This window comes from Streptomyces cyaneofuscatus, from assembly GCF_000718135.1.
Classification (GTDB): domain Bacteria; phylum Actinomycetota; class Actinomycetes; order Streptomycetales; family Streptomycetaceae; genus Streptomyces; species Streptomyces cyaneofuscatus.
On the sequence record NZ_JOEM01000008.1, the window covers coordinates 126,758 to 142,182 of the forward strand.

General features: G+C 72.2%; 4 protein-coding genes. All 4 read right to left on the bottom strand.

The window, feature by feature from the left end; all coding sequences use genetic code 11:
* Positions 1 to 55 precede the first annotated feature (55 nt).
* From fabD to IF17_RS0115230, 4 genes are read right to left on the bottom strand one after another with little or no spacing between them, the layout of a single operon-like run.
* Positions 56 to 1,381, bottom strand: coding sequence for an ACP S-malonyltransferase (fabD, locus tag IF17_RS0115215; protein ID WP_030566139.1), 1,326 nt, complete (start codon positions 1,379 to 1,381; stop codon positions 56 to 58).
* Complete coding sequence (locus tag IF17_RS0115220; protein WP_030566141.1) at positions 1,381 to 2,445, bottom strand: ketoacyl-ACP synthase III family protein; 1,065 nt, start codon at positions 2,443 to 2,445, stop codon at positions 1,381 to 1,383. The genes fabD and IF17_RS0115220 overlap by 1 nt, the downstream gene beginning before the upstream one ends.
* Positions 2,442 to 10,883, bottom strand: coding sequence for a type I polyketide synthase (locus IF17_RS0115225; protein WP_030566143.1), 8,442 nt, complete (start codon positions 10,881 to 10,883; stop codon positions 2,442 to 2,444). Before IF17_RS0115225 ends, IF17_RS0115220 begins: the two co-directional genes overlap by 4 nt.
* Entirely contained in the window at positions 10,876 to 15,411 is a 4,536-nt protein-coding gene (locus IF17_RS0115230; RefSeq protein WP_030566145.1) for a beta-ketoacyl synthase N-terminal-like domain-containing protein, read from the bottom strand. The genes IF17_RS0115225 and IF17_RS0115230 overlap by 8 nt, the downstream gene beginning before the upstream one ends.
* Positions 15,412 to 15,425 lie beyond the last annotated feature (14 nt).

The following is a 15,425-nucleotide window of genomic DNA, read 5'->3' on the forward strand; positions in this document are numbered from 1 at the left end:
GGTGCGCGTGCGCTCCCCGTACGGCAGAACGACGTGACGGCGCATTCGGCACTCGTCAGGCCAGGGCGCGGATCGCCTCGATGGTGCGGTCCACGCTGAGGGTCCCGTTCGCGCAGTCGTGCAGCAGGGCCGTCACCCGTTCGTCCTGGTGATCACGGAGAGGCGCGGGTGGTGCCTCGGGCGCTGCGGCGGGGGCAAGGGCTGGGGCGGTGGCCGGGGCAATGGCTGGAGCGGTAGCTGAGGCGGTGGCCGGAGCGATGTCGTCGCGGGTCAGGAGGTAGTCCGCCAGGGCCGCGCAGGAACGGTGCTGGAAAATGACGTCCGGCTTGACCGGAATGCCGAGGACCGTCCCGGCCCGGCGGGCCAGGCGCACGTAGATGATGGAGTTCAGGCCGAGCTGCCGGAACGACGCGTCCTCGTCGAAGCCGAGCGCCTCGTCGCCGATCTCCGGCTGGAGGATCTCGCGCCTGATGCGCTCGATCAGGTCCCGGCGTGGGTCGGGCGCGGGCTCCTGCGCGGGCGCGGGCTCTTGCGCGGTGGTGATCCGGTCGATGAGTGAGGTGAGCACCTTCGATTCGCCCAGTTCCGTGAAGACCGACACGCCCGCGTCCCGCAGATACCGGATGCCGTCGGTCCAGCGGACGGGCCGGGCGATCTGCTCGGCGAGCAGTGCGCGGACTTCCTGCGCATCGGGGCCGAACGGCCGGCCGGTCACGTTGGAGATGACCGGTGTCCGCAGTCCGCCCACGTCGACCGAGGCCAGCACGGAGCGGAAGCGCTCGGCGGCCGGGGCCATCGCCGGCGCGTGGAAGGGGCCGCTGACGCGGACCGGGACGAAGGCCCGGACGCCCTCCACCTTCTCGAAGACCGGTTTGATCCGGGCCAGTTCCTCGTGGCTGCCGGAGAGCACGAACTGCTCGGGCGCGTTGTAGTTGGCGATGACGACGCCGGTGGCATCGTGCTGCTTCAGGGTCTCCTCGACGATCTGCTCGGAGACACCGACGACTGCGGCCATCGCACCGCCGCTGACCTGGCCCATCAGTTCCGCGCGGCGTCGCACCAGCGTCAGGCCGGTTTCGAAGTCGAAGGCGCCGGCCGCGAGCAGTGCGCTGTACTCGCCGAGGCTGTGGCCCGCGAGGAAATCCGCGGGTGGCAGGTCCTCCTGCGCCGCTGACCAGTGCAGCGCGTTGACGACGTAGATCGCGGGCTGCGCGTACACGGTCTCGGACAGCCGTCGTTGCGGGTTCTCCAGACAGAGCTCTTCGATGGGGTAGCCGAGCACCCGGTCGGCGCGGCGACGGAGGTCGGGGAACCTTCCGAACAGGCTTCGTCCCATCCCCTTCTTCTGGGTGCCCTGTCCCGGGAACACGTAGCAGCGCATCAGAGCCGCCCGCCCCCGAGGCCGGATCCGGCCGGCGCCGTCGGCCACTGGGGAAGCTCGGTGATCCGGACCACGGCGCACGTCCAGGTGAAGCCGGCCCCGACGCCGAGCAGCATGCAGAGGTCGCCGACGTCCACGGCGCGCTCCCGCACGAGGTGGTCGAGTCCGGCGATCTGGTCGCCCGCGCCGAGGTGGCCGACGGTGCGGCCCCAGAACCAGGTCGTGCGATCGAGGTCGATGTCGAGTGCGGCGAGGACCTCGCGCTGCAGCACAGTGCGCCCGAAGTGCGGAACGACGAACCGCGCGACGTCGCCCAGACCGATGTCCGCGTCGCGCAGGGCCCGGTCGACGCAGTCGCCGAGGCCGGCCCGGAACCGGCGGGTGAACTCGTCGAGTTCCACGTCTCCCAGGTACTGCAGTTTGCGCAGACGCAGGTCGATGGGGAGCGTGGGGTCGTGGTGAGGCGTGAAGGGCGCGTCGCCCCGGTGCAGGCGCTCCAGGGTGGGATCCGACACCGTGGAGGTGCTCAGCACCTGGGCGAAGCCGGACCTCTTGCTGAGCACCATCGCCGAGGCGCCGTCGCCGGGGACGATGCCGATGTCGCTGTTCCAGCGGTCGATCGCCGGCCGGCTGACCTTGTCGGCGGTGGTCACCAGCGCCGCCTCGTCGTCGGTGGCCGCGAGGGAACGCGCGGCGATGTCCAGCGCGGTCATGCAGCCGTTGGAGGCGTTCTTGACCTCGAAGGCGAGCGCCGAGTGGTCCCCGAGCACTTCGCGGTGGATGTAGGAAGCGATCGGGTAGAGCTCGAGCCCTTGGAAGTACACGCAGGCGTGCAGCAGCAGCGCGATGTCCTCGGCCTGGTGACCCGACCTCTCCAGGGCGTCTCTGGCAGCGGCCACCGCCATCTCGGGCGGAGCCTCGTCCGTGGCCTCGCAGACCGACTCGAGCTGCGTGTCCTCGGCGTCCTGGGCGTCGAACCGGCCGTCGGCGACGGCTTGTTCGACCTTGGTCGCCGGGGGCAGGTAGGTCGCGGTACCCGCGATGAACAGGGCCTCTGTCTTCACTTCTCGTTCCCTCTCAGGGTGGTGGCGTCGTGGAGCAGGAGCCCGGCGATGGCCTCGGCGGTCGGGTAGTCGAACACCAGCGTGGCGGGCAGCGTGGTGTTCAGCCGCTTGGCGAGGCGCTTGCGCAGCTGGACCATGGTGAGCGAGTCGATCCCGAGGGACCGCAGTGCCCTGTCGGCCGGCACGCTGTCGGGTCCGGGCAGGCCGAGCACGTCGGCGACCTCGCTGCGGACGAGGTCCAGCAGCACCGCCGGCCGTTCGGCTTCGGAGGCGTCCGCCAGCCGTGTGTCGAGCGACTGCGCGGGCTCGGAGGCTTCGGCCCCGCGCCCTTCCGTTGTGCGCCGCAGCAGGTCGCGCAGCAAGGGAGGCGCTTCCGCATCACCCAGCGCGTGTCGCAACGATGCCAGTTCCAGGCGTACGGGCATCAGCTGGGTCTCGGGCCGCGCAAGTGCGACGTCCAGGGCGTTCAGGCCCTCGGTCAAGGTCAGGGCACCGATCCCCTGGCGTCGCAGGCGTCCCAGCTCGGCCTTGCCGAGGTGGGCGGTCATGCCCACTCCGGCCTGCTCCCAGAGCCCGAAGGCGAGGCTGAGCCCTGCCAGGCCCCGCTTGCGCCGGTTCGCCGCCAGGGCGTCCAGCGTCGCGTTCGCCGCGGCGTACCCGCTCTGTCCTGCCGTGCCCAGCGTTCCGGCCGCCGAGGAGAAGAGGACGAACGCGGCCAGGTCCAGCCGCTCGGTCAACTCGTCCAGCAGGCGCGCGCCCTGGACCTTGGGTGCCATCACCCGGTGCAGCCGCTCCGCGGTGAAGCCCTCCACCAGGCCGTCGTCGAGCACGCCGGCGAGGTGGAACACGGCCGTGAGGGGATGGCCCGGGTGGATCCCTTCCAGTACCGCGGCCACCGCGTCCCGGTCCGCGACGTCGCCGGCGACCAGGTCCACCCGCTCGGCGCCCGCGGCTTCGAGCTCCCGTACGAACGAGCCGGCTTCGGGGGCGTTGCCACCGCGCCGCGACAGCAGCACGAGCCGCCGCGCTCCGTGCGCGCGGACCAGGTGTGCGGCGAGCGCGCTGCCGAGCTCGCCGAGACCGCCGGTGATCAGCACGGTGCCGTCCGGGTCGAGGGCGCGTGGCAGGGTCAGTACGGTCCTGTGCTCGGCGTTCTGCCGCGCGTGGCGCAGTGCGTACGGCGCGTCGCGTACGTCGAAGGCGGTGAACGACCCCTTGTCCTGCCTCGCGTCGGGGACGGACAGGTCAGCGGCCGCCCGCGCGAAGGTGAGGTTCGCGGGCATCGGCCTGAGGGCGGCGCCGTCCACGCGGAGCTGGTCGCCGAGCGCGGCTGCCGCACCGCCCACGACCCGGTCACCGGCGTGTACGGAGGTGACGTCGCTGCCGACCTCCATGACGATCCCCGCGAACTCCAGGCCCCGTGTGTGCTCCGGGCTCATCCCGGCGGCCCGTACCTCGACGCGGACCTCCGACGGCGCGAGCGGGTCCGACGCACCCTCGTCGTGCGGGGCGGCGATGACGTCCAGCTGGTCGTCTTCCCGCCGGTGCACGTGCCAGCCGCCTTCGTCCGGCAGGACGAGCGCGTCGACCTTCTCGACGGTCGGCCTTGCTCGCGGCACGTGGGCTCTCCCGCCGCGCAGCACGTACTCCGGCTCGCCGCCGGTCCCGATCACGCGCGCCAGCAGCGAGAAGTCCGGGGTGCCGGGATCGAGGTCGACCAGGCGCAGGACGCGCTCAGGTTGTTCCGTACGGGCCGTGCGCACCATGCCCCACACCGCGGCATGGGCCCAGTTCCCCGCCTGGTCGTCAGGGCTCGACGACACCGCGTCACGCGTGATCCAGACAAGCTCCGTGCTCTGGAGCCGGGCATCGCCGAAGCACACCTGAAGCGCCCGCAGCGCTTCGGCGGCGCTCCGTTCCGCGTCGTCCCCCTGAGCGGACGCACGGTCAGGCAGCGCGAACAGCAGTCGCCGCGGCGCCTCCGCCCGGACATCGAGCCGCTGCACGAGGGCGTCCAGGTCGGGTACGGCATCGGCGCCGAGCCCGGCGCCCAGCTCCGCATCACCGACCACGAGGGTGCCGGCGGGGTCGGGGGTTTCGGCCTGGGGGTGTACGCGTTCGAAGCCGACGCGGTAGAGGTGCTCGGCGAACGGGTGTCCGCGACGTCGGCCGCGCTGGAACTTCAGCCTGCCGATCCGAGCCACCAGGTGGCCGGCCGGGTCGGCCAGCCACACGGTGGCCGGTGCGAGGCCCTCGTCTCCGCCGGACTCGTACGACACGCGCACGGTCAGCTCTCTGCCTGCGGCACGGAACAACTCGACGTCCGACCAGATGAACGGGACGAGTGGCCCGGGAGCCGCACCCGCCTCCATCAGACCGGCGACGACGACCTGCAGTGCCGCGTCGAACAGCGCCGGATGCAGGCCGTGGCCATCCGGATCCAGCGCGTCCGGCAGGGACACCCGCGCGTAGTAGATGCCGTCACGGCAGGCGAGTTGGCGCAGTCCCCGGAAAGCCGGGCCGTAGTCGAGCCCGTTGGCGAGGGCGCGTCCGTAGAAGGCTTCGATGTCGAGAACCCGGGCATCGGGTCCCGGCCAGTCGTCGATATCCGGGTCGATATCCGGCGGCAACGCGCCGCCGACGTGCGCGCGGGTCACGCACTCTCCGGTCACGTGCTGCTGCCAGATCAGCGGCTCATCCGTGTCCTCGGGCTGGCTGTGGAACGCGAAGGGGCGTCGTCCGTGTGCGTCCGGGTCACCGACGGTGGCCTGGATCCGCAGCACGCGGCCCGGAAGGAGGACGACCGGCTCCAGCAGCGTCAGGTCCGCCACGGCGTCGGCGCCCGCGGTCCGGGCGGCGGACAGCGTGGCGTCGATCAAGCCCGCGCCCGGCACGTAGACCTGCCCGCCGACGGTGTGATCGGCCAGCCACGGGCCGTCGTCGAGCGACAGCCGGCCGGTGAACAGGTGACCGCCGCCGCCGGCGAGCGCCGTGATCGCCTCGAACCACGGGTGGCCGTCCGCGGACCGACCGGCCGTCACCGCGGCGGGCCCGGCCGGAGGATCGCCGAGCCAGAAGCGCTGGCGCTGGAACGCGTACGTCGGGATGTCGACCTTGCCCGCTCCGCGGGACCCGAGGACGCGCTCCCAGTCCAGGGGGAAGCCCCGCTCGAACAACGTGGCGGCCGTTCGCCAGAGCTGGTCCACACCGCCCGATCCGCCTTCGGAGGGCGGGCCGACCTCCAGGAACACTCCGAAGCCCTCGCCACGCAACCGCTCCAACGCGCGGTCGAGTCCAGCGGGCTCCGGCTCCGGCAGGTCGCGGAACCAGTGATCGCCGCCGAGCTCCGGGCCCGGCACGACCTCGCCCGTCAGGCACGAACGGAAGGGGAGGGAAGTGCGGGCAGGGACGATCCCTGGAAGCGCACCGCCGACCGCGTCCCCCGAGCGCGCGCGAGCCCGAAGGGCGACGACCCGGGCACCGTCCTCCAAACTCAACGCCCCGCTCACCACGGCGGCGGCGACCTCGCCCTGCGCGTCGCCCACCACCGCCGCCGGCTCCACACCCCAACTGCGCCACAGCGCCGCACATCCGAGGTAGGTCGCGAACAGCGTGCACGGCAGCACATCCGGACCGTTCACGTCCTCCTCGCCGCGCAGCACCTTCAGCACGGACCAGCCGGTCAACGGCGTGAGGACCGCGTCACACTCCGCCACGGTGTCGCGGAACACCGCACTCTGCTCGAGCAGTTGACTGTTCATCCCCGGCAACTGCACGTCCTGGCCGCCGAATACGAAGGCGATCTCCCCCGGCGCCGTGCCGGAGGAGCCGGGCTCGACCGCCCGCAGGGCTTCGGCGGCAGCGACGGCGTTCCCCGCGAAGACCACGGCGCGCGCGTCGAAGTGCGTACGGCCGACGGCGGAGGTGTAGGCGATGTCCCGCATCGACGCGGCGGGCCGCGCGTCGAGCCACTCGGCCCAGTGCCGGGCCTGCGCACGCAGGGCGGCCGCGTCGGTGCCCGATACCACCAGCGGGTGGACGAGACCGTCGTCGCCGGGCCGGTCCGCGACGACGGTCTCTGGTGCTTCTTCGATGATGACGTGCGTGTTCGTGCCGCTGATACCGAAGGAGCTGATGCCGGCGCGACGCACCCGCCGGGTCCGCGGCCACTTCCTCGGCTGCCGCAGGAGCTCCAGTTCGCCGCCGGTCCAGTCGATCCGGGTGTTCGGCTTCTCCGCGTGGAGCGTGCTGGGCAGCCACTCGTGCTGGAGCGCCAGCACCATCTTGATGACGCCGATGACGCCGGACGCCGCCTGGGCGTGGCCGATGTTGGACTTGGCCGATCCCAGGTGCACCGGTCGTACGCGACCCGAGAACACCGCGGCAAGGGCGCCGGCCTCGATGGGGTCGCCCAGCACGGTGCCCGTGGCGTGCGCTTCGACGGCGTCGATGTCGGACGGGGTCAGTCCCCCGTCGGCCAGGGCACTGCGGAGCAGGCGCTGCTGCGCGAGGCCGTTCGGCGCGGTGAGTCCCTGGCTTCGGCCGTCCTGGTTCATGGCGGTGCCCCGTACGACGGCCAGCACCCGGTCACCGTCGCGCCTCGCGTCCGAGAGCCGCTTGAGCACCAGGACGCCGCAGCCCTCCGCCCAGCTCGTCCCGTCGGCGTCGTCGGCGAAGCTCTTGCAGCGGCCGTCGGCCGCGAGCCCGTTGAGGCGGCTGAACTCGACGAAGATCTGCGGGGTGCTCATCACGGTCACTCCGCCGGCGAGCGCCAGGTCGCATTGGCCGCTGCGCAGCGCCTCGCACGCCAGGCGCAGGGCCACGAGCGACGAGCTGCACGCGGTGTCGATCGTGAGGGCCGGCCCGGACAGGCCGAGTGTGTAGGCCACCCGCCCGGAGATCAAGCTCGACCCGTTGCCCGTGATCTTGTAGCCGTCGCTGCTCCCGACGTCCCAGCGCCGGGCGATGTCGTAGTCCGAACTCATCGCGCCGAGGTAGACGCCCGTGTTGCTGCCTTCGAGGGACGCGGTGCGCAGATTGGCCCGCTCGAGTGCCTCCCATACGACTTCCAGGACAAGCCGCTGCTGCGGGTCCAGGGAGAGCGCCTCACGCGGGCTGAGTCCGAAGAACGCCGCGTCGAAGTCCTCGACGTCGCGTACGAAGCCGCCCTTGCGCTCGAAGCGCCTGCCGGTGGCGGCGCGCTCCGCCTCCTCGATCGTGCCGAGATCCCACCCGTCCCAGCGCTGCGGGAACGGGGAGGAGGCTTCGCGGCCGTCGGCGAGCAGGTCCCAGAACCCTTCGGGCGTGTCGATTCCGTCCGGAAGTCGGCAGGCCATGGACACGATCACGACGGGGTCGTCATCGTCGGGCCGCAGGGGCGCCGCGGCGACGGCGGGCGAGGCTTCCGGGGCGTCGTCCTGCGTGTCCTGCGTGTGCTGCGTGTGCTGCGTGTGCTGCGTGTGCTGCGTGTGCTCTGCACCGGCGTGCGTCAGCAGCAGTGTCGCGATCGCTTGCGGTGTGGGGTAGTCGAAGGCGAGCACGGTGGGCAGCGGGATCCGTGTCCGTGCGCTGAGCCGGTTGCGCAGCTCGACCACCATGAGGGAGTCGAAACCCTGTTCGCGCAGCGTCATGCCGGGGCGCACGCCGTCCGCGGGCCGGCCGAGCAGGGCCGCGGCCTCCTCCGTGACGAGTGCGACCACTGATCCCGGACGCTCGGGTTCGGGCAGTGCCATCACGTCCTCGCGCCACGAAGCACTGGCGGCGACCGGGATCGCGTCGTCGTGTTCGTCCAGCCAGTAGCTGCGGCGTTGGAACGCGTACGTCGGAAGGTCCGCCCTGCGCGTGCCCGAGGCCGGGAACACCCGCTGCCATGGGATCGGGACCCCTTGGGTGTGCAGCTCCGCCAGCCCCCGCAGCGCCTGTTCGATCCCGCCGTGCTCGCGGCGCAGGCTGCCCACCACGACGGCCGTCCCGTCGGCTTCGGTTCCCTGCGCCAGGGCTATCTGGAGCACCGGATGCGGACTCACCTCGACGAAGACCCCGACCCCGTCCGCTCGCAGGCGTTCCAGCGCGCGATCGAAGCGCACGGGCTCGCGCAGGTTGCGGCACCAGTAGTCCGCGTCGAGCTCCGGCCCGGCTGCCCGCTCCCCCGTCACGCTCGAATAGAAGGCGATCCCCGCCTCCGCTGGGGTGAGGCCGGTGAGCTGCTCGCGCAGGGCGGGCAGCAGCACATCCATGTGCGGGCTGTGCGACGCGTAGTCCACGTCCACGCGCTGGCAGTACGCGCCGGTGGCCTCCATCTGTGCGAGGAAGCGGTCCAGCGCCTCGGCGTCTCCGGCCACGACGGTCGACCGCGCGGTGTTCACCACCGCGACGGACAGCGCATCGCCGAAGTCCGCCAGCTGCTCGACGACTTCGCCCACCGGGCGCTCCACGAGTCCCATCGCCCCGGCCGGCGCATGGTCGTGCACGGCCCGAGCGCGCAACGCCACGATGCGAGCGCCGTCCGCCAGGCTCAACGCCCCGCTGACGACCGCCGCGGCCACCTCGCCCTGGCTGTGGCCGACGACCGCCGAGGGCTCTACGCCCCAGGCGCGCCACATCGCGGCGAGGCCGACGTACATCGCGAACAACGCCGGCTGCACCACGTCCGTGCGTGTGAAGGGCGGCGCGACACCGTCCTGCCCGCGCACGATCGCGGCGACCGAGAACCCGGTGTACGGGGCGAGGGCCTCGTCGCAGGCCGTCACGGCCTCGCGGAACGCCTCGTTCTGCTCCCACAGCGCCCGGCCCATCCCCCACCACTGGGCGCCCTGGCCGGGGAAGACGAACGCGACGCGCCCGCGCTCGGCAGCCGCGCCCGTTACCACCGTGTCGTGGCTCTCGTCCGCGGCGAGCGCCCGCAGACCGGCCGCCGCATCGTCCGTCGTGCCGGCGATCACCACGCCACGCGTGGGGTGGTGCGTGCGGGTGGTCGCCAGCGAGTAGGCGACGTCGGACAGCCTCGTACCGGGCGACCGGCCGAGGTGGTCCGCCAGCCGTGCGGCGTTACGGGCGAGCGCGTGCGGGCTCGTGCCGGACACCGCCAGGCAGACCGGGCCGCCCGCATCCGGTGCGGCCTGTACGGGGGCGCCCTCAGGTGCCTCGCCGAGGGCGATGTGCGCGTTGGTGCCGCCGTATCCGAAGCTGCTCACCCCCGCGAACCGCGGCCCGGCCGGCCACGCGGCTGCCTCGGTGACCACGTCCAGACGTTCGGCGGAGAAGTCGATACGCGGGTTCGGTGTGCGGAAGTGCAGGCTGGGCGGGATGACGCCGTGGTGCACCGCCAGCGCGGCCTTGACGAGCCCGAGCACGCCGGCCGCCGGTTCGAGGTGGCCGAAGTTCGTCTTCGCCGAGCCGATGCGCAGCGGTGCGGGCCGGTCGGGCCCGAACACGGTGCCGAGCGCGCCCGCCTCCGTCACGTCGCCCAGGGGCGTGCCCGTGCCGTGCGCCTCGACGTAGGACACCGCGCTCGGCGCGACGCCGGCGTTCTCCCACGCCGACCGCAGCACCTCCGTCTGCGCCTCGTGGCCGGGGGCGGTCAGTCCGTCCGTCGCGCCGTCGTTGTTGACGGCGCTGCCGTGGACCAGGGCGTAGACGCGGTCGCCGTCGGCAAGCGCGTCGGAGAGCCGACGCAGCACGACCACCGCACAGCCCTCGCCCCGGGCATAGCCGTCGCCGTCGCCGTCGAAGGCCCGGGACAGTCCGGCCGGGCTCTGCGTGCCGAGTCTCGTCAGGGCCACCGAGGTGTTCGGGTGCAGCATCAGGTTGACCCCGCCGGCGAGTGCGAAGTCCGACTCGCCGGAGCGCAGGCTCTGCACGGCGAGGTGCACCGCGACCAGGGAGGAGCTGGAGGCGGTCGCCACGCCCATCGCGGGGCCGCGCAGCCCCAGCGCGTAGGCGATGCGGGACGGGATCACCGAGTTGTCCCAGCCGATGGCGGAGTGGGCGTGGATGGCCTCGGCGGCGCCCTGCGTGAACAGCGGGTACTCCTGCCACATCGCGCCCATGAAGACGCCGGTGCGGGTGCCCGTGAGGCTCGCCGGGGAACGCCGCGCGTCCTCGACGGCGGCGCACGCCACCTCCAGGGCGATCCGCTGCTGCGGGTCCATCTGCCGTGCCTCGGCCGGTGGGATGGAGAAGTGCTCCGCGTCGAATCCCGTGACGTCGTCGAGGAATCCGCCGCGGCGGTTCGCCGCCCCGCCGGAGGCCTCCGCGGCGGCCCACGCGGCGGCGTTCCACCGGTCGTCCGGCACCTGGCGCACCGCGTCGACACCGTCGAGCAGCGCCTGCCAGAGTGCGGCCGGGTCCTCGATCCGTGCCGGCAGTCGGCAGCCGATGCCGACGATCGCCACCGGCTCGTGGCGGCCGTACGTCCGCGCGGCGGTCAGGTCAGACACGGGTAGCCCCGATCTCGTCGGGCGCGTAGAGCGCCAGGCAGGTCTCCTCGATCGCGGCGAGCGGCTCCGCGTCGTTCAGGATGGTCATGTGGTTCGCGGCGTCGATCTCCACCAGGCGAAGGCCGGGCATCTCGCGCCCCCAGTCCTGCCGGTAGTTCACGTGGTCGAGGGAGAAGGTCTCGCCGGTGACCTGGAAGTAGGGTTCGACCTCGCCCAGGAAGAGCCCGCGCCGGTTGCGGAAGTAGGTGCACACCACGGCTTCCGGCCGCGGCAGAGGCCTGATGGTGTGTTCGCCGAGCCGGTAGGCGAGCTGGATCGCCATGTTGCGTCTGACGAACCGCGCGGTCCGGTCAGGTCTCATGGCGAGCCCGCGCTCGGCCGCCAGCTCCGCGAGCCGCAGAACGAACGCGTCCTCGTCCAGGTCGTCCGCGATCTCGTCCCGGTGCACGAGACGGGCGCGTAAGGCCGCCGGGTCCTTCTCCCCTGCAGGCCAGAGCAGGGAGTTGACGACCTGGAGAGCCGCGCTCCGCGCCGACTGGAACCCGTTCGCGTTCGACTTCGCCAGGCCGGTCTCGTCCGGCGAGTCCACCATCGTCAGCGAGGCCACGTCCTGGCCCTGCGCCTGCAGCCGCCGGGTGACCTCGTAGGCGACGATGCCGCCGAGGCAGAATCCGCCGACATCGTACGGCCCCTCGGGCTGCACCGAGCGGATGACCTCGGTGTAGTACTCGGCCATGGCCGTGATGCCCTCGATCGGCTCGTCCTCGGTCAGCAGGCCACGGGCCTGGATGCCGTAGAACGGGCGGTCGATCCGCTCGGCGATCGTCCGGTAGGACTCGACGCCGGCGAGGGCCCCGTGGATCCAGAAGACCGGCCTGCCCTCGGTCGCGCCGTTGAGGCGCACCAGCTCCGGGGCGGATGCGCGCGGGGAGCCGGCCTGCGCCTCGGACAGTCTCGCGACCACGTCGTTCAACGTGTCGTGCGGCTGCCACCATTCAGGCCGGAAACCCGGGAAGGCGTGGCTGATCCGGCCCAGCATCCCAACCAGGAGCAGGGAGTTGAGACCGTAGTCGGCGAGCGACCTCGTGGGGTCGATCTCGTGGCGCGGCAGGCCCAGCACCGAGGCGACGAGGTCGGCGACGAAGGCTTCGCGGCCCTCGCCGCCCTCGCCGTCCGGAGGGCCTGTGTACGAGGCCTGATCCGGCCGCGGCGCCTGCTCGGCGAAACACGTCAGCCGTGCGAAGGGGTACCCGGGCAGGGCGATCCGCCGACGTCGGACGCCGCGATGCATCAGCTCCCACTCCACGACCGTGCCCGCGACCCACTGTTCCGCCAGATGGTCGAGCTGCGCCGGCATCCCGTCGTACGCGGCGCCGGCAGCGGGATCGACACCGTCGGCGAACACCACGCGGGCGAGCGTGTCCGGGTCGCCGTCCAGCCAACCGCCCAGCAGGCGAGCGGCCTCACCGGTGCTCCGCGCCACGAACGCCAGCCGGCAGCTCATCGCTTCCCGGCCGACCTGCAACGTGTACGCGATGTCCGCCCAGGAGCGCGGGTCCACTTCGGCGAGCCGATGGATCAGCCGGCGCGCCCGCTCGCGCAGAGCGTCGACGCTCCGCGCAGAGAGCACCAGGACCTGCGCACCCGGGTCGTCGTCCAGGTCCGCGGAGGCGAGGTTCTCGGAGACGAGGTTCTCGGAGACGAGGTTCTCGGAGACGAGGTTCTCGGAGACGAGGTTCTCGGAGGCGGTGTGCTGCTCCAGGACGACATGCGCGTTCACACCGCCGATCCCGAAGCTGTGCAGGCCCGCGCGGCGCGGCAGCGGCCGGCCGGCGTCGTCGGTGCGCTCCGGCCAGGGCAGGTTCCGCTCGGCGATGCGCAGTCGCGTCCCCTTGAGGGAGAGGTCGCGGTGCAGCCGCCCGAAGCCCGGGAGCGCCGGGATCACGCCGTGCCGCATCGCCTGCGCGGTCTTCACCAGCGCGGCCAGGCCGGAGACCACCTCCGTGTGGCCGATGCAGGGCTTCACATTGCCCAGATACGTCACGTCATCGCTGTCGTCCTCGCCGCGGATTCCGGCGCCGAGCGCCGCCAGCTCCGCGCTGTCCGCCAGTATCGAGCTCATGCCGTGGGTCTCGATGTAGTCCACGGCGGCCGGATCGATCGCGGCGTCGGCGTAGGCGTGCGCGACGGCCGTCTTCATGCCCCTGATGTTCGGTGCCGTGAAGGACACCCCCCTGCCGCCGTGGGCCACGCCGGTGCCGCGTACGACGCAGTGGACGAAGTCCCCGTCCTCCATGGCCCGGCGCAGTGGTTTGATCAGTACGGCGGCGACGCCCTCGCTGCGCGCCGTACCGTCGGCGCCCTCCTGGAACGGCCGGACGTCGCCGCTCGGGCTGAGCATGCCCGCGGCCCGCATCCCGCCGAAACCCGCGGGCGACATCACCAGGTTCACCCCGCCGACCAGCGCCTGCTCGCACTCGCCGTCGCGGATGGACCGGATCGCCCGGTGCAGAGCCACGAACGAGGACGAACACGTCGTGTCGCACTGCTCGCTGGGGCCGTTGAGGTCGAGCAGGTACGAGATCCGGTTGGGCACCATCGCGGGCGACGGCAGGCTCATCAGGTCCGTGGCCGCGGGCCGGTATTCGCTCTGCGTCGTGGCGACGAACAGGCCCGTGGGCCGGTTGCGCAGCTCGGCCGGCCGATAACCCGCGTCCTCGACGGCGTTCCACGACGTCATCAGCAGCAGGCGCAGCTCCGGCGTCACCTGGCGCGCCTCGGTCATCGACATACGGAAGAAGAGTGGGTCGAATTCATGCACCCCGTCGAGGAATCCGCCCCGCAGCGCGGCTGCCTCCTCGCCGTAGCCCGCCCAGTCCGCACGCTTCTCCGGCGGTGCGGTGATGCACCGCCCGCCCTGCTCGACGATCCGCCAGAACGCGTCGATGTCGTCGGCCCCGGGGAAGCGCGCGGACATGCCGACGATCGCCATGCCGTCGAGCGCGGCCTCGTCGAACTCAGGCTCAGGCTGAGGTCGAGGTTGAGGTTGAGGTTGAGGCTGCACCGGGTCGGGCGCCCGGTCCGGCGGTGCGGGCTCCGGCGGAGGCACCTCCCGCAGCTCATCGGCGTATTCGGCGACGATGAACTCGCCCAGCTCGGCCAGGGTGTTGTGCTCGAACAGCACCGTGATGTCGAGGTCGATACCGAGCGTCCCGCCGAGGGTCCGGGCCACGTTCACCGCGAAGATCGAATCGAGCCCGTAGTTCGAGAAGGGCTCGTCCCGCCCGATCCTCGTCCGCGGGATGTCCAGCGCCTCCGCCAGCACATCGAGCGCGACGGCCTCGATGCGGGCCCGCAGCCGGTCTCCGGGCTCGCTCCCGGCGCTGGGACCGGCCACGGCCCGCGCCGGGCTCTCGGGCACCGGCGCCACGCGCGGCGCGGACGGGCGTGGTACGGCCGTCGCCTGTCGTATGACGCCGTCGCTCTCGGCCACGATGATCTGCTGTCCCAGGTCCTCGGCGTCCTGGGCGGGCAGCGCGATCGCGCGGAACCCCTCCTGCGTCAGGACGTGCCGCCAGTTGGCCGCGGAGAGCAGCGGGCTGCCCTGGATGCGCAGGTGCGGGTCCTCGTAGCGCCACCATCCGTCGAGGAGGCCGAACGAGAACTGGCTGAGCAGGTTGTTCGCGGTCAGCTCGTTCAGGACCAGCAGTCCGCCGGGCCGGAGAAGCGCCTTGGCGTTGCGCAGGGTGTGGCGGATGTCCCGGGTGGCGTGCAGGACGTTGGCGGCGACCACGGCGTCGTACCCGCCGAGGGTGAGGCCCTGATCCGCCACCGGACGCTCGATGTCCAGGATTCCACAGGTCAACGACGGGTTCTCCGCACCGAACGAACGCTCCGCGTGATGGAGGAAGGCCCTCGATACGTCGGTGTAGCAGTACTCGCGCACGTCCAGCCGCGCGGACCGCAGCGCCTCCAGGACGACGGCGCTCGTGGCACCCGTACCGGCGCCGATCTCCAGGATCCGCGCCGCATCCGCCGTACGGTCCCGTGCCCGCCGTCGCAACCGCGCCACCAGGTCGGCGGCCAGCACCTGGTTGAAGAACGCCGACGCCGGGTTGGTCGCGTAGGCGTTCTGCACCAGCTCCAGCGATCCGCCGGGAAACATGACCTCGGTGGCCGGTCGCCGTCCGGTGAGAATGTCGGGGAAGGCACGCAAGGTGGTCTCCACCAGGAGGTGGGTGGCCGCGAGATCGGGGTTCTCCTGCCACGCGGGCTCTGCCGTCTCCCACTCGCGCCACAGCTGCTCGATCGGCCGGTGCGTCCTCGCATCGTCGAGCAGGATCCTGCCGTCCCGCCGCTCGATGTGGCCGGCCCCCTCCAAGACGCGCAGGCACTCGCCGAACCAGGCGCCGTACCCCGGCGCGAGGCCTGCCGACTCCCGTGCGGCCTCCGGGGTCTGCCCGGATTCACGGAACGCGCCGAGCGTGCGCAGATGGGACCAGAGGAAGTCGAGCAGCAGCTGTTTCATGTTCCGTCCCTTCG

Excerpts from the sequence above, each read along its gene's own strand:
- IF17_RS0115230 (WP_030566145.1), bottom strand. The coding sequence starts at position 15,411 with ATGAAACAGCTGCTGCTCGACTTCCTCTGGTCCCATCTGCGCACGCTC.
- fabD (WP_030566139.1), bottom strand. The coding sequence starts at position 1,381 with ATGCGCTGCTACGTGTTCCCGGGACAGGGCACCCAGAAGAAGGGGATG.